12 protein-coding genes and 3 tRNA genes are annotated in these 15,099 nt (G+C 68.5%); 6 read left to right on the top strand and 9 right to left on the bottom strand.

Going from position 1 to position 15,099, the window contains the following annotated elements; genetic code table 11:
- Positions 1-136: 136 nt before the first annotated feature.
- On the bottom strand, positions 137-1,102 hold the full coding sequence (locus LQK93_RS10930; RefSeq protein ID WP_374967819.1) for a hypothetical protein: 966 nt from the start codon (positions 1,100-1,102) through the stop codon (positions 137-139).
- A gap of 179 nt (positions 1,103-1,281) precedes the next feature.
- Positions 1,282-1,476, bottom strand: coding sequence for a helix-turn-helix transcriptional regulator (locus LQK93_RS10925; protein WP_374967818.1), 195 nt, complete (start codon positions 1,474-1,476; stop codon positions 1,282-1,284).
- Positions 1,477-1,600: 124 nt separating this feature from the next.
- Between LQK93_RS10925 and LQK93_RS10920 the strand changes: the two genes are divergently transcribed.
- Both LQK93_RS10920 and xerC read left to right on the top strand, forming a co-directional pair.
- Positions 1,601-2,269, top strand: a complete 669-nt coding sequence (locus LQK93_RS10920; protein ID WP_374967817.1) for a helix-turn-helix domain-containing protein — start codon at positions 1,601-1,603, stop codon at positions 2,267-2,269.
- A gap of 232 nt (positions 2,270-2,501) precedes the next feature.
- A complete protein-coding gene (gene xerC / locus LQK93_RS10915; RefSeq protein ID WP_374971485.1) occupies positions 2,502-3,422 on the top strand; it encodes a tyrosine recombinase XerC in 921 nt (306 codons plus the stop codon).
- A gap of 93 nt (positions 3,423-3,515) precedes the next feature.
- On the opposite strand, the gene LQK93_RS10910 is transcribed toward xerC, so the two are convergent.
- Positions 3,516-3,588 (bottom strand) — tRNA-Arg (locus tag LQK93_RS10910).
- 368 nt (positions 3,589-3,956) lie between these two features.
- On the opposite strand from LQK93_RS10910, the gene LQK93_RS10905 reads away from it, so the two are divergent.
- Together LQK93_RS10905 and LQK93_RS10900 are read left to right on the top strand one after the other, a co-directional pair.
- On the top strand, positions 3,957-5,801 hold the full coding sequence (locus LQK93_RS10905; RefSeq protein ID WP_374967816.1) for a phosphoenolpyruvate carboxykinase (GTP): 1,845 nt from the start codon (positions 3,957-3,959) through the stop codon (positions 5,799-5,801).
- Positions 5,802-5,983: 182 nt separating this feature from the next.
- On the top strand, positions 5,984-6,529 hold the full coding sequence (locus LQK93_RS10900) for a DUF6328 family protein (protein WP_374967815.1): 546 nt from the start codon (positions 5,984-5,986) through the stop codon (positions 6,527-6,529).
- Between the two features lie 127 nt (positions 6,530-6,656).
- Here the strand turns inward: LQK93_RS10900 and LQK93_RS10895 are convergent.
- A tRNA-Ser gene (locus LQK93_RS10895) sits at positions 6,657-6,743 on the bottom strand.
- Positions 6,744-6,935: 192 nt separating this feature from the next.
- On the opposite strand from LQK93_RS10895, the gene LQK93_RS10890 reads away from it, so the two are divergent.
- On the top strand, positions 6,936-8,480 hold the full coding sequence (locus tag LQK93_RS10890) for an LCP family protein (RefSeq protein WP_374967814.1): 1,545 nt from the start codon (positions 6,936-6,938) through the stop codon (positions 8,478-8,480).
- 120 nt (positions 8,481-8,600) lie between these two features.
- On the opposite strand, the gene LQK93_RS10885 is transcribed toward LQK93_RS10890, so the two are convergent.
- From LQK93_RS10885 to cysK, 5 genes are all read right to left on the bottom strand, one after another.
- A complete protein-coding gene (locus LQK93_RS10885) occupies positions 8,601-8,804 on the bottom strand; it encodes a cold-shock protein (RefSeq protein WP_030200907.1) in 204 nt (67 codons plus the stop codon).
- A 228-nt stretch (positions 8,805-9,032) separates the two neighbouring features.
- Entirely contained in the window at positions 9,033-9,959 is a 927-nt protein-coding gene (gene folP, locus LQK93_RS10880) for a dihydropteroate synthase (protein ID WP_374971484.1), read from the bottom strand.
- Positions 9,960-10,546: 587 nt separating this feature from the next.
- Positions 10,547-10,637: transfer RNA gene (locus LQK93_RS10875), tRNA-Ser, on the bottom strand.
- Positions 10,638-10,766: 129 nt separating this feature from the next.
- Positions 10,767-11,483, bottom strand: a complete 717-nt coding sequence (gene cysE / locus LQK93_RS10870; RefSeq protein WP_374967813.1) for a serine O-acetyltransferase — start codon at positions 11,481-11,483, stop codon at positions 10,767-10,769.
- A 1-nt stretch (position 11,484) separates the two neighbouring features.
- On the bottom strand, positions 11,485-12,414 hold the full coding sequence (gene cysK / locus LQK93_RS10865; protein WP_374967812.1) for a cysteine synthase A: 930 nt from the start codon (positions 12,412-12,414) through the stop codon (positions 11,485-11,487).
- 247 nt (positions 12,415-12,661) lie between these two features.
- On the opposite strand from cysK, the gene LQK93_RS10860 reads away from it, so the two are divergent.
- Positions 12,662-15,025 carry a (Fe-S)-binding protein gene (locus LQK93_RS10860; RefSeq protein WP_374967811.1) on the top strand — a complete coding sequence of 788 codons (2,364 nt, stop codon included), beginning with the start codon at positions 12,662-12,664 and terminating at the stop codon, positions 15,023-15,025.
- Positions 15,026-15,099 lie beyond the last annotated feature (74 nt).

Here is a 15,099-nt window from a genome sequence, read left to right as displayed (position 1 = left end):
AACGGACACCCGATGTAGCTGGTCCCACGCAGGGGCGGCCAGACACCAAATTCGGACGGTGACGACCTCATATGACGCGAACAGGTGCCACGGCCAGGGACGCATCACGTGGACCGGCGAGAGAGGGTCACCAACGCTAGGCGGCGGCCCTGCCAACGCTGTGTGCCGCCACCACCCGACCCAAGGCCCAGTCAAAGCGCACCGGCGCCCGCTCCACCGCCCAAAGGTCACTGGGCGTGAGCCCCGCACCCTGGTAGCGCCGGCGATAGGTCGAGGCCGTCTGAGGATGCCTTCCGGGATCAAGCCCAAGCGCGTCCAGGGCCCACTGGCCGAACGCGGTAACGAGTTCCTTTCCGGCGCCAGCGATGGTGAGAGCCTCCGCTGCCTGCCGCAACTTCGAAGCAGGCCCAGCGACGACCTCCCCAAAGCGGCACCTATCCAGGAAGAACCTCTTGGCCACATCCTCCAGCGGCGATGAGGTGAGTTCCGAGAGGGAGCCGGCGCCTGCCTCAACCGCCTGCTGATGCCAGAGTCTGAGCTCGAACCGGACTACGCCGCGGTCAGCTGCAGCCAAGGTCCTGAGGTGTTCCTTCTTCTCTGCGGAACGCGTCTGTCGGGCACGGTCGAGGTAGTGAAAGTCGCGACAGTAGAGCTGCCCCCGATGTCTTGTCGTCTCGCGCACGACGGTCTGGGTCCCGCTGTGCTCCGGCGACCGAAAGGTCTGGGTGCCCATGCGCACGGCGGGCACTCGCGAGAGCTCGTCCAACAGAAGCGGACCGTCGACCACCCCTTCGAAGTCGCGCGCTAGGTCCAGCCGCTCGACGGACAGCCCAGCCACGTCACACAACCAAGGGAGGTGCTCTCCCACTTCGTCATAGGCGCGCCGAACGACTTCCAGCACCTCCTGTGGTGTCGCAGGACACCGGTTGTCGCCGCGCAGGAGGCGAGGCGCGGAGAACTCGAGCCGCGCCCGGGGCGCCCCCCGCCAAGCCTGGACGTCGACCCGGTAGGGAACAGTCGTCGCGAGCCTGGCGCTGGTCACTCGGTCTTCCACCTCACCGGTAACGACGTTGAGCAGTCGGGTGAGTCGCTGCCCCGGCATACGACTGACCGCTTCGGGGTCGACCGCGCCGCTGACAGCGATGGTGTCGACCCCAAAACGGCGGAAATTGTGGTTTTCCTGGTCTCTCTGTGTGCTGTCAGTAGACGGAACGGGCCCGCCCGCCCCTCCGTGCCGACCCCGTTCGGCCGGCCGTGTGGACGCGTGAAGCGCAGACACGACTACGCCGACTCTCCGGCGCACGCGTCGAGCCAAGCCTCGACGTCGGACATCCGGTACCGCAGGTGCTTCCCTACGCGAAGCCCCTTCGGGCCGCGCCCCGTCGAGCGCCACTTGTAGATCGTGGCGATGGGCACGTCCACGAGTTCGCCGAGAGCCTCCGGCGAGAGCAACCTGTCCTGCTGAACGTGCTTCACTATTTCTCCATCTTTGATCGCATCGAGATCAACCTGATCCCGGCCGGACGGAGTAGATCATGCATGGACAGCTCACTGCAACTTTGATCTTGCATCTTCATCTTTGATCTGTCACTGTTCGTCCATGGCCGGCAAGCAGATGCACTCGGGCCCGACCAGCGAGACGGTCAGGGCCAACATCGAGACCTTTCGCCTCGCACGGGGACTGACATACGCGGAGCTCTCGCGCGAGCTCGAGCGGCGGGGTCACCCCATCCCGCCACTGGGCCTGCGGCGGATCGAGGCTGGTGAGCGCCGCGTCGACGTGGATGACCTAACGGCCCTCGCACTGGCGTTGAGGGTCACCCCTGACGCTCTGCTGTTCCCTCGAATCGTGGGGGCGGGCGTCATGGCCCGCGTTACCGGCGGTGAGGAGATCCCATCTGGCGGAGTTTGGGGCTGGGGCAAGGGGGTCAGCGGTTACCTGGCGAGCGACTCAGTCGACATCGACTCAACCCGGCCGCTCAAGCTCATGGACCTGGGCGTCCGTGCCGAGATCCGCGAAGCATGGATTGATGCCAAGATTGCGCGGCTAGCGAGCCGGGGCGAGCGTTGGGTTGCCGAGCAGGAGGACGAGGACGCCGCCGCCGCGGCCAGGTGGGTCACTGACAAGCAGATTGAAATGCTCAAACGCTTGGACCCGGCCAACGACGAAGAGTGGGCGGAGAAGGTGGATGACCCTGCTCCCCCTTCCTCGAAACAGCCCGCGTGGGTGCTATGGGAAGCACTAGGCATAGTGGATGACCATGCCTAGGCCACCGCTCGCCCTGGGCGCCTGGGGGAGGATCAACACCGCCCGAGTCGATGCGGCGCAGTACCGGGCTCGGGCGCGCTTTCGGGACTTCGACGGCGTCACCCGGCTCGTAGAGGCGTCAGGACCGAGCCGGGGGAAGGCTGAGGCGGAGCTCCTGGACAGGCTGCGCAACCGGGCCCGTCCTAGCGCCGAGGACATCACTGGTCGAACCACCCTGGGTGTCGTGGCCGACATGTGGGTCCGAGACCTTCAGGACTCGGACCGCGCGGCCGGCACGAAGGAGACCTATGCCGATCTAGTGCGTCGCCATGTGCGACCCGCGCTGGGGCAGGTGCGCGTCCAAGAACTCACGGTTGGCCTGCTGGACCGTCACCTACAGGCGGTGCGGGCACGATCTGGCGACACCACGGCCAAGATGCTGCGCACCGTTCTCACGGCCATCGTCGACTTGGCGGTGCGTCACGACGCGCTGCAGGCCAACCCAGCGCGGCAGACGAAGCCGATCGCTCCCAAGGCCAAGCATGTGGTAGCCCTCTCCGCCGACGAGGTCGCGCAGCTTCGGCGGGCGCTGCGGAACGACAGGGGCGCGGTGCGCGCTGAACTGCCCGACTTGGTCGACCTCATGCTCGCCACGGGGTGCCGCATCAACGAGGCCCTTGCGGTCACGTGGGCCCAGGTGGACCTGAAGAGCGACGTGCCCACGGTGAGCATCCTTGCGACCGTGACGCGGCTGCGAGGCCGAGGGCTCGTCCTGCAGGCACACCCGAAGACGGACGCGAGCAAGCGGAGCCTCAAGTTGCCGGCCTTCGCCGTGGACATGCTGCTCCGGCGAAGCGTCGAGCAACAGCCCAATCCGCACGACGTGGTGTTCCCCTCGTCTGCGGGCACGCTCCGCGACTCCCGGAACGTGAGCCGCCAATGGCGAGACTTCCAGGAGCGGGACAAGCGGTGGAAGGGAGTCACCTCTCACACCTTCCGCAAGACGGTGGCGACCGTCCTGTCGCGTGAGTTCGACGCCCTCACGGCCTCATCGCAGCTGGGTCACGCCTCGTCCCGGGTGACCGAGCGGTACTACATCGCCCGGACGCATGAGGGTCCGGACGCTCGAGCGTCCCTCGCGGCCTTCGCAGAAGCGGGGGATTTCGATGGGTAAGTGGTGGATCGTGCCCACCTAACGCCCGGGACAGACAAGGGCCCTGATCTGCATAACTGCAGGTCAGGGCCCATATTCTGTCTCAACACAGAGTGCACCCGAAGGGATTCGAACCCCTAACCTTCTGATCCGTAGTCAGATGCTCTATCCGTTGAGCTACGGGTGCGTCGTTCCCCCGCGGGGAGGAACGAAAAGTTACCCTAGCGCCTCGGATCGGCAACCACGAAATCGACCCCCTCGGGGCCGAGCCGGGCCGCGCCGCTCACCGCACTCGTGAGGCGGCTTGCAAGTTCCCGCAAGAATCCGACACCTTGCTGTCGAAATCCTTGCGCATGCCGACTGGTGTGAGCGGTCTCACCGGTTCCCCTCCCGTGGACGGCGAACGGGCCAGGGGGCGACGCGTACCTTGAAGGCATCACGTCATCTGCTCAGCATGTGGACACCGCGGACCCGACCCGGGAATCGTCGTGAGCCACCTGCCGAGCAGCTTCACACCGGCACGACGTGGTGCCGGGCGGCACCGCGCGCGAAGGGATGGGCCCCGAGTTGACCACGACCCACGAGAAACAGACACACACGACGCACGCGGGCCTGGCCGCGTGGGTCGAGCAGGTCGCGGAGCTGACGCAGCCGCGCGACATCCGCTGGATCACCGGCTCCCCCGACGAGTGGACCGAGCTGACCGACCATCTGGTCGAGGCCGGCACGTTCGTCCGGCTCGACGAGAGCAAGAAGCCGAACTCCTTCTACTGCGCGAGCGACCCGACCGACGTCGCACGCGTCGAGGACCAGACCTACATCTGCTCCGTCGACGAGAAGGACGCCGGGCCCACCAACAACTGGATGGCGCCCGAGCAGATGAAGGCTCGGATGACCGAGCTCTACCGCGGGTCCATGAGGGGCCGCACGATGTACGTCATCCCGTTCGTCATGGGCCACCTCGACGCCAAGGTCCCGATGTTCGGGGTCGAGATCACCGACTCCGCCTACGTCGTCGTCTCCATGCTCGTCATGGCCCGCTGCGGCGACACGGTGCTCCACAAGATCGAGGAGACGAACGCCGACTTCGTGCCCGCCCTCCACTCGGTGGGCGCACCTCTCGCCGACGGCCAGGCCGACGTCGCATGGCCGTGCTCCGACACGAAGTACATCGTCCACTTCCCCGAGGAGCGCGCCATCTGGAGCTACGGCTCCGGCTACGGCGGCAACGCCCTGCTCGGCAAGAAGTGCTACGCGCTGCGCATCGCGTCGGCGATCGCCCGCGACGAGGGCTGGATGGCCGAGCACATGCTCATCCTCAAGCTCACCTCGCCCAAGGGCTCCGTCCACTACGTCGCGGCCGCCTTCCCGTCGGCCTGTGGCAAGACGAACCTCGCGATGATCACGCCCACGATCCCCGGCTGGAAGGCCGAGATGGTCGGCGACGACATCGCCTGGATGCGCTTCGGTGAGGACGGTCGCCTCTACGCCGTCAACCCGGAGTTCGGGCTCTTCGGCGTCGCGCCCGGCACGGGCGAGTCCACCAACCCCAACGCGATGGCCACCATCGAGAAGGGCAACTCGGTCTTCACCAACGTCGCCCTGACCGACGATGGCGACGTCTGGTGGGAGGGCATGACCGACGAGCCGCCGGCGCACCTGACCGACTGGCTGGGCAACGACTGGACGCCGGCCGACGGCGAGGCCGGCACCAAGGCGGCGCACCCCAACAGCCGCTTCTGCACGCCGGCCAAGCAGTGCCCGATGATCGCCCCGGAGTACGACAACCCCGACGGCGTGCCGATCGACGCGATCCTCTTCGGCGGCCGCCGCAAGACGACCGTGCCGCTCGTCTACGAGTCGCGCGACTGGACGCACGGGACCTTCATCGGCGCGACGCTCTCGTCCGAGACCACCGCCGCCGCGACGGGCGCCGTCGGCGTCGTGCGCCGCGACCCGATGGCGATGCTGCCCTTCATCGGCTACCACGCCGGCGACTACATGAACCACTGGCTCGAGATCGGCAAGAGCGCGGACGCCGCCAAGCTGCCTCGCATCTTCGGCGTCAACTGGTTCCGTCGCGACGACGAGGACGGCTCCTTCCTGTGGCCCGGTTTCGGCGAGAACAGCCGAGTCCTCAAGTGGGTCGTCGAGCGCCTCGACGGCGAGGCCGACGCCGTCGAGACCCCGATCGGGTTCGTGCCGACCGAGGACTCGCTCGACGTCGACGGGCTCGACCTGACGCCCGAGCAGGTGGCCAAGGCCCTCAAGGTCGACGCCGCCGACTGGGAGAAGGAGCTGCCCCTCATCCAGGAGTGGTTCGACAGGTTCGGCGAGCAGCTCCCCACCGAGCTGTGGGCCGAGCTCGACGGCCTCAAGGCCCGCGTCGGCGGCCACTGAGAGGTCGGCCCACCGTCTGCTTGCCGGCGGGCGGAGGGCGACGTGATGCAGGGCCCGGCACCTCCTCGGTGCCGGGCCCTCCGTCTTGATCTGGGAGCCCACCGACCCCGAGGACGTATGCCGTGTCGCCGGGCACGCCGCATACGCGCAGTGCGCCGTGGCGCGACGGGTACAGAAGTGGCATGAGCGACGACGAAGACGGCTACACCCGCGACGAGAGCGAGGCGCAGCGGCTCGACCGCAACTTCAACGAGCAGCTGCAGGAGCTGCGCATCGCCCAGACCGGGGTGCAGATCCTCTTCGCCTTCTTGCTGACCATCCCGTTCCAGCAGCGGTTCACCAGCCTGACGGACCTGCAGCGGAACATCTACGTCGTCACGCTGCTGTCGGTCGCGATCTGCACCCTCGTCTTCATGGCCCCGGTGGCCATGCACCGGATGCTCTTCCGGGAGGGGCTCAAGGACTTCGTCGTGCGGCACACCGACACGCTCATCGGGACGGGGCTCTTCTTCCTCGGCACCGGCATCGTCGGCGGGGTCGTGCTCGTGCTCGACGTGCTGCTGGAGGACACCGCAGCCCTCTGGGTCGGCGGCGCCCTGGCCGTGCTCGGGATCTCACTGTGGGTGCTGCTGCCCCTGTCGCAGCGGCGCCGCGGCCGACGCGAGGACGCCGTCGAGCAAGCCGGAGGGAAGGCCGGAGGGAAGGCCGGCGGCGCCTCCCCGGCCTGAACCGTCGAGAGGCCACAGTTTGCCGGTCCTCACCCGTCGAGAGGCCAGACTTCGCGAGTGGCGCCGCAGCGCGGACGCGAACGTCGAATGCCCCCGAGCGAGCTCGGGGGCATTCGACGTTCTGGAGCGGAGGCGGCGGGATTTGAACCCGCGAGAGGTTTTATCCTCAACCCGCTTAGCAGGCGGGCGCACTAGGCCACTATGCGACGCCTCCGTGCCCGCAGTCCCCGGCCACCGGAGCGGCTTCGGATACACGGGCCAGCACAGGCTACCGGCAGCCACGCGCCCCGCCAAACGGGGGTGGGACGTGGCCACACGGCATACCCGCCTGGATAAGGCAACGATCAGAAAGACAGGGCACAATGTGCTGGCGGCACGTGCGGACGTGCCTGCGAGGAAGGATCCCATGACGTACCCGAACACGCGAGGTCCGGCTGTACCCGCGACCCGCGAGGTGCTGCGCCGCCAGCGAGCCGCAGGCTTCCGGCGCGCTCTCGGCCTCACCGCCCTGGGCACCCTGATCCCGGGCGCCGGTCTCACCCAGACCCGCAGCCGCAAGGCCGGCTGGGTGCTGCTGCTGCTCGCCCTCGCCTCCGGCGTCGGTGTGGCCTACTACGTGGCCCGGACCGGCCTGACCAACGTGGCCCTGTCCGTCGTGGCCCGGCCCACCGTGCTCCAGACCGTGGTCGTGGCGCTGGTCGTCGGCGGCATCCTCTGGTGCGCCTCGATCATCCTGACGGCGGTGCAGGCCCGGCCGAGCCGTCTCGACCGCACCCGCACGCGGGTGCTGGCGGCCTTCACCACGCTCATGGTGTTCCTCGTCGCCGGGTCCTCCTTCAAGCTCGCCGAGTACGGCACCATCACCAAGACGACGGTCGCGTCCGTCTTCGGCAGCACCCCGGACAAGCCCGGCGTCGGCGTGAAGGTCGCCGAGGGCGACGACCCGTGGGCGGACCAGAAGCGCGTCAACATCCTGCTCCTCGGCTCCGACGCGGGCGTCGGGCGCACGGGCACCCGGACCGACTCGATGATCGTGGCGAGCATCGACACGAAGACCGGCCGCACGGCGCTCATCTCACTGCCGCGCAACCTGCAGAAGGTGCCGCTGCCCCAGACGAGCCCGCTTCGGGGCCTCTACCCGAGCGGCACGTACGGCAAGCCGTACTGCATCCGGGCCCAGTCCGACGCCGCCGACCAGTGCATGCTCAACGCGATCTGGACCGAGGTCGACCAGTACCGCCAGGCACACCCCGGCTCCTACACCGGCGTCGCCCCCGGACGCGACGAGACGCGCAACGTCATCGGTGACGTGCTCGGCCTCAAGATCGACCACACCGTCGTCGTCGACCTCAAGGGCTTCTCCCAGCTCATCGACGCCATGGGCGGCGTCACCGTCAACGTGAAGCTCAGCGGCTTCGGCACCAAGCTGCCCATCGGCGGCCACAGCGACGGCAACGGCGGCATCACCGGCAAGGTGCTTGGCTACTTCACTCCCGGCCGCCAGCACCTCACCGGCAACCTCGCACTCTGGTACGCCCGCACCCGCGCCGCCGACAGCGACGACTACCGGCAGGCCCGCCAGCGGTGCGTGGTCCAGGCCGTCGTGAAGCAGGTCGACCCCGCGCAGATGGTCTCGAAGTACCCCGAGATCGCGCGCATCGCTCGCGACAACATCTACACCGACATCCCGGCGCAGGACCTGCCCGCCTTCGTCGACCTCATCGAGCGGGTCCAGAAGAGCGGCAAGATCAACAGCCTGTCGCTGACGCAGATCCCGGGCTTCAACTCGGTCAACCCCGACTACGACGCCATCCACGCGTTCGTGCAGAAGGGCATCTCACCGACGACCAGCCCCAAGCCGACGACGACCAGCACGACCACGCCCAGCACGACGGCGCCGCGCCCGACGAGCACCCCGTCGCCGACGACGACCCCCTACGACCAGTGCTGAGTCACCGGGTCGTCGGCACCCCGGCGGCGTGACGCACAACAAAGCCCCCGGCCACTGGCCGGGGGCTTTGTCACAAACGACTGAGGTTGGGTGTCGCTCGTTGCGTTGATCTCGAGCTGATCAGAGCGGGCGAACTGCGTCGGCCTGCGGGCCCTTGGGACCCTGGGTGACCTCGAACTCGACTCGCTGCGCCTCTTCCAGCGAACGGTAGCCGTTCGACTGGATGGCCGAGTAGTGGACGAAAACGTCGGGGCCGCCGCCGTCCTGGGCGATGAAGCCAAAGCCCTTCTCAGCGTTGAACCACTTGACGGTGCCCTGTGCCATACGGGTAACTCTTCCTTCTTTAGCGTGTGGAATGACGCACCTCGCGCATCCCAAGTCGCCGCTTTGACTCCACTCGACGGGCGAACCCATCGATGTCGATAACAAAATCCCGTCATCGTTGCGGATGACGGGCGCCTGCTCGACTGCGAGGAACTACAACTGCAACCGCGACGAACCTAGCAGACTACCGAGCGGTCGGCCCGACGGATCGCAACCCCAGTTTTCCGTTCAGGATCCGTTGGCCGCGTGGTCACGTCGGGTCCCGCGCAGCGCCAGCCGAGGGAGCCGGTCACCGCGGATCGTCGCGACCATGTCGAGAGCGCGTCGGGTCGCCCGCACGTCGTGCGTCCGGAAGACGGTCGCGCCGAGCCAGGCGGCCACGGCCGTCGCCGCGAGCGAACCCTCGAGGCGCTCCTCCGGAGGAAGGTCCAGCGCCTCCCCCACGAAGTCCTTGCGTGAGATCGCCTGCAGTACCGGATATCCCAGCGCGACGACGTCGGCCGTGTGGCGCAGCACCTCGAGGGAGTGGGCGGTCGTCTTGCCGAAGTCGAGGGTCGGGTCGACGAGGATGCGCTCCTTGGGTATGCCGGCACGCTCGGCCACGCGGGCACCGTCCACGAGGACCTCGAGGACGTCCCTGACGACGTCGAGCGGGTCGTCCCCGTAGCTGACGTCGACCGGGTCGGTGCGAGGCGGCAGGCCGCCGGTATGTGAGACGACGTAGCCGGCGCCGATGGCGGAGGCGACGTGGACGAGCTCGCGGTCGTGACCGGCCCACGTGTCGTTGACGAGGTCGACAGAGCCGGCCGCCTCGCGCGCGACCTCCGAGCGCCATGTGTCGAGACTGAGGATGACGTGCGGGTGCTCCGTCCGGGCCCACTGCAGGAACGGCACGACGCGACGGATCTCCTCGTCGGCGTCGACCGCCTCCCCCTCCTGGCCGGCCCGGACCCCGCCGACGTCGACGATGTCGGCACCCTGCGTGACCGCGTCGAGGAAGGCCGCCCGGGCCGAGTCGAGGTCGGCATGGCGGTTGCCGCTGAAGAACGAGTCGCGGGAGCGGTTGACGATGGCCATCACCGCCGGCGACGCAGCGTCGAACCTGCGGCCCCGCAGGACGAGGGGGCCTCCCGACGCCAGCCCCACGGGGGCGATGGCGGCGGTCTCTGGCCTGGGCTCCGGGCCTCCGCGTCTGCTCACACCCTCGTATCTCACGTGCTCCGGGAACAGTCAACGACGGAACGGCGCATGGTTGTCGAACTGTTACCATTGTCCCGCAGACGTCATCCGCGGCTCGGCCATGCTCCCGGCGGGGCCGCGGATGGTCTGCCGGTCCTGGCCGTCCCGCAATGACGGTCGACCACCGAGCACCGGTCGAGGGACGACCGCGGCTCTGGGACAAGGAAACTGAATACAGAAGATGTCGTACCTCGTGTCGTTGTTCGCGGCCATGAACCGTCCGTCCAGGTCACTGCCGGTCGGTCAGTACAACTCCAGCACGACGTTCGAGGAGCGGCTCGGCCTGTTCTGAGAGCGCGTGCACCACTGGACCTCACCGAGGGCCAGCGCGTGAAATGAAAGGGACTCCGGATCACCGGAGCCCCTTTTTTCATGCCCTGTCGACCCCGTCCGCGACAACCGTGCCACGGCGCAGTTCCAGGTGGAATGCGACCACCAAACCGGGCGGAAACCGCGCCACGGCGCAGTTCCGGCCGCAGAGCGAGTCGGCTATGCCGACGGCGTGGCGGAGGGCGTGGGATTCGAACCCACGATGGGCTGTGAACCCATAGCGGTTTTCAAGACCGCCGCACTCGGCCACTATGCGAGCCCTCCAGGTGTGGGAAGTGTATCCGGGGTCGGCAGCGACTCGAACCGACCCGATCCGCGGTCGGTTGCGCGGTCGTCCTGCCACGGCGACGGGCCCCGGCCGGATCGCGGTCGGGGCCCTTCTGGAGGGAGCGCTCAGATGTACATCGCGGGGTCGAGCCACTGGTTGGTCGCGTCGCGCTTCGGGAAGCGCACCACGGCCGGTATGCCGGTGGCCACGGCACCCGTCGGAACGTCTTTCACGACAACGGAGTTCGCGCCGATCTGCACGTCGTCGCCGACGCTGATCGCGCCGAGCACCCGAGCGCCGGCGCCGATCGTGACGCGGTTGCCGACGGTCGGGTGGCGCTTGACATGCTGGAGCGAACGGCCGCCGAGCGTGACGCCGTGGTAGAGCATGACGTCGTCACCGACCTCCGCCGTCTCACCGATGACCACTCCCATGCCGTGGTCGATGAAGAACCGTCGCCCGATCCGTGCGGCCGGGTGGATCTCCACGCCGGTGACGGAGCGGGCCACGGTGGCGAGCACGCGCGATGGCAGCCGGCCGCCCGGCAGCTTCCACAGCTCGTGCAGCCCGCGGTGGGCCCAGATGGCGTGCAGACCCGGCGAGGTCAGCACCGTCTCGAGCCGTGAGCTCGCTGCGGGGTCGCGGGCGATCGCGCCGTCGACGTCCTCGAGCGCCCGGTCGGCCAGCTTGCGCATGAGGCCGAGCGGTCCGGCATACGTACGCTCGGCCGCCTCCGTGCGCTCTGCGCCGTGGGAGGCGCTCGCGCCGCCGTCACCGCGGACGAGTGTCAGCGGCGTGTCGCCACCCCCGCGATCGCGATCGGACTTCGGTGCGGTGCTCATGTCAGTCGACGAGGCCCTCGAAGAGGATGGTGGACAGGTAGCGCTCGCCGAAGGAGGGGACGATCACGACGATTGTCTTGCCCTTGTTCTCCTCGCGCTGCGCGACCTGGACGGCGGCGGCGATCGCGGCGCCCGAGCTGATCCCGACGAGCAGGCCCTCCTCCGTGGCCGCACGACGGGCCCACTTCACGGAGGTCTCGGCGTTGATGTCGATGACCTCGTCGTAGATCTCGGTGTCGAGGATCTCGGGGACGAAGTTGGCGCCGATGCCCTGGATCTTGTGGGGTCCGGGCTGGCCGCCGTTGAGGATCGCAGACTCCTCCGGCTCGACGGCGATGATCTGGACGCCGGGCTTGCGGGCCTTGAGGACCTGGCCGACACCCGTGATGGTGCCGCCCGTGCCGATGCCGGCGACGACGATGTCGACCTCGCCGTCGGTGTCCTTCCAGATCTCCTCCGCCGTGGTCTTGCGGTGGATCTCGGGGTTGGCCTCGTTGGCGAACTGGCGGGCGAGCACCCCGCCACGCTCGGCGGCGATCTCCTCCGCCTTGACGACCGCGCCCTTCATGCCGGTGGCGGGGTCGGTGAGGACGAGCTCGGCGCCGAAGGCGCGCAGCAGCGCGCGGCGCTCCTTGCTCATCGACTCGGGCATCGTCAGCACGACCGTGTAGCCGCGGGCTGCCCCGACCATGGCCAGGGCGATGCCGGTGTTGCCGGAGGTCGCCTCGACGATCGTGCCGCCGGGCTTCAGCTCACCGCTCGCCTCGGCTGCGTCGACGATCGCGACGCCGATGCGGTCCTTGACGGAGCTGGCGGGGTTGTAGAACTCGAGCTTGGCCGCGACGGTCGCCTGCGCCCCGTCGGTCACCTTGTTGAGGCGAACGAGCGGCGTGTTCCCGATGAGCTTGGTGACGTCGTCGTAGATCGGCATTGCAGGGCCCTTTCGGCTGGGTGTGGCTGGGTGGGGCGGACACTCGGTCAGCCCGGTTGTCTGCGACAACCGAGCCCTCGTTATGCATATTCCAACACACGGTTATTGGTTGCCCAAGGGGTCGACCATGATCCGGGCTTGCCCGCGGCCCGGCCGTGTGCCGGATGGGTGCCCAGGCACGAGGGCCACGGCGCGACGGGCGTCACATTCACTAAGCGCTTGCTAACTCGTCAGTAGACTCGCCGCCATGAGTGCCCTCCAGATCGTCGCCGTCGTCGTCTGTCTCGGCGTGACCGCCGTGGCCGTGGCCCTGCTCGTCAAGACGGTCAACCGCTTCCTCGCGACGTTCCGGCTCGGTCAGCCCGAGGACCGCGGTGACGACAAGGGGGCGCGCACCCGCACGCTGCTGCGCGAGTTCCTCGGCCACACCCGCATGTCGCGGCTGCCGGTCGTCGCGGTTGCGCACTGGTTCACGATGATCAGCTTCGGCGTCCTCTTCTTCACGCTGCTGGGCGCGTTCGGGCAGCTCTTCCAGCCGGACTTCGCGCTGCCGGTCATCGGGCACTTCCCGCCGTACGAGTGGGTCACCGAGTTCTTCGCGTGGACCGGCCTGCTCGGCATCCTCGCACTGATGGTCATCCGCCAGAAGAACCACCCGCGCTCGGCCCCCGGCGAGGACGGCCGGCGCAGCCGCTTCTTCGGCTCGACGTTCTGGCAGGCCTACTACGTCGAGCTGACGATCCTCGGCGTGACGCTGTGCATCCTGACGCTGCGCGGCCTCGAGTACGCCCTCGCGGCACAGCGCGGCGCGACGGGCTCTGTGGGCTCGACGGCGGTGAGCGAGGCGAGCGCGCTGCACTACCCGATGACGGGCTGGCTCGGCGGACTGTACTCCGGGATGAGCGTGGGCGCGCTGGAGAACGCCATCGTCGTCGTGGCCGCGGTCAAGATCCTCATCTCCTTCGCCTGGATGATCACGATCGCGCTGCAGCCGACGATGGGCGTCGCCTGGCACCGCTTCCTCGCCTTCTTCAACATCTTCTTCAAGCGCCACGCCGACGGCCGTACGAGCCTCGGCGAGCTGCAGCCCATCACGGTCGACGGCAAGCCGCTGGACTTCGAGAACGTCGACGAGCTCGACGAGGACGCCGCGCTCGGCGTCGGCAAGGTCGAGGACTTCACCTGGAAGGGCCTGCTCGACTTCACGACGTGCACCGAGTGCGGCCGCTGCCAGAGCCAGTGCCCCGCCTGGAACACCGACAAGCCGCTCTCCCCCAAGCTGCTCGTCATGACCCTGCGCGACCACGCGCACGCCAAGGCACCGTGGCTGCTCGCCTCGGAGGAGGTCCGCGCCGGCGGCATCGAGGCGGCCGACGGCTTCAGCGACGAGACGAAGGCCGCCGTCGCCACCGAGCAGCTCGTCGGCGAGACCGGCTACGACATCCGCCACCCGCTGCAGGCCTACAACCCGCACGGCCCCGACGCCGTCATCGACGAGGACGTGCTCTGGTCGTGCACGACCTGTGGCGCCTGCGTCGAGCAGTGCCCGGTGGACATCGAGCACGTCGACGCGATCGTCGACATGCGCCGCTACAAGAACCTCATCGAGTCGGCCTTCCCCGCGGAGCTGAACGGGCTGTTCAAGAACCTCGAGAAGAACTCCAACCCGTGGGGCCTGGCCCCGCGCCTGCGGATGGACTGGGCCAAGGACCTGCCCTTCGAGGTCAAGCAGGTCGGCCAGGACGTCGAGGACCTGGACGAGGTCGACTACCTCTTCTGGGTCGGCTGCGCCGGCGCCTACGAGGACCGCGCGAAGAAGACGACCCGCGCCGTCGCCGAGCTGCTCGACACCGCCGGCGTCTCCTTCGCCGTCCTCGGCGACGGCGAGGCCTGCACCGGCGACTCGGCCCGCCGCGCCGGCAACGAGTTCCTCTTCCAGATGCTCGCCCAGCAGAACGTCGAGACCCTCAACGAGGTCGGCGCGACGAAGATCGTCGTCACCTGCGCGCACTGCTTCAACACCATCAAGAACGAGTACCCGCAGCTCGGCGGCCAGTACGAGGTGCTGCACCACACGCAGCTGCTCAACCGCCTCGTCCGCGAGAAGCGGCTGACTCCGGTGGCACGCCCGGGCGAGAACGCTCAGACGGGTGCGGCCTCGACGGGCGCCAAGGTGACCTACCACGACCCGTGCTACCTCGGCCGGCACAACCAGGTCTACGCACCGCCGCGCGAGCTGCTGCAGATCCTGCCCGGCGTCGAGTACGCCGAGATGGAGCGCTCGAAGGAGAAGTCGTTCTGCTGCGGCGCCGGTGGTGCCCGCATGTGGATGGAGGAGAAGCTCGGCACGCGGATCAACACCAACCGCACCGAGGAGGCCCTCGCCACCGGCGCCGACAGGATCGCGATCGGCTGCCCCTTCTGCAAGGTGATGCTGTCCGACGGCCTCAACGCCGCGATCCAGGACGGCAAGGCCACCGAGGAGGTCGAGGTCGTCGACGTCGCCCAGATGCTCCTCGCTGCCGTCCGCCGCGGCAACGACGGCGGCGGGACCGCCGAGGCCGAGACGCCCGAGCCGCAGCCCGACCCGGAGCCCGCGCCCGTCGCCTGACCGTGACCGTGACCGTGACCGTGACCGCCTGAGCGTGACCGGGTGACCGGGTGACCGGGTGACCCGAGCCCACG

Origin of the sequence: Terrabacter sp. BE26, assembly GCF_041941675.1 — a bacterium.
In the GTDB taxonomy this organism is placed as follows: Bacteria; Actinomycetota; Actinomycetes; order Actinomycetales; family Dermatophilaceae; genus Terrabacter.
Note: the sequence above shows the minus strand (reverse complement) of the source record. Positions and strands in the feature narration are given on the sequence as shown.

Coding starts and splice junctions, on each gene's coding strand:
- LQK93_RS10930 (WP_374967819.1), bottom strand. CDS start 1,102: ATGCCGGGGCAGCGACTCACCCGACTGCTCAACGTCGTTACCGGTGAG.
- LQK93_RS10920 (WP_374967817.1), top strand. CDS start 1,601: ATGGCCGGCAAGCAGATGCACTCGGGCCCGACCAGCGAGACGGTCAGG.
- xerC (WP_374971485.1), top strand. CDS start 2,502: ATGTGGGTCCGAGACCTTCAGGACTCGGACCGCGCGGCCGGCACGAAG.
- LQK93_RS10905 (WP_374967816.1), top strand. CDS start 3,957: ATGGGCCCCGAGTTGACCACGACCCACGAGAAACAGACACACACGACG.
- LQK93_RS10900 (WP_374967815.1), top strand. CDS start 5,984: ATGAGCGACGACGAAGACGGCTACACCCGCGACGAGAGCGAGGCGCAG.
- LQK93_RS10890 (WP_374967814.1), top strand. CDS start 6,936: ATGACGTACCCGAACACGCGAGGTCCGGCTGTACCCGCGACCCGCGAG.
- LQK93_RS10885 (WP_030200907.1), bottom strand. CDS start 8,804: ATGGCACAGGGCACCGTCAAGTGGTTCAACGCTGAGAAGGGCTTTGGC.
- cysE (WP_374967813.1), bottom strand. CDS start 11,483: ATGAGCACCGCACCGAAGTCCGATCGCGATCGCGGGGGTGGCGACACG.
- cysK (WP_374967812.1), bottom strand. CDS start 12,414: ATGCCGATCTACGACGACGTCACCAAGCTCATCGGGAACACGCCGCTC.
- LQK93_RS10860 (WP_374967811.1), top strand. CDS start 12,662: ATGAGTGCCCTCCAGATCGTCGCCGTCGTCGTCTGTCTCGGCGTGACC.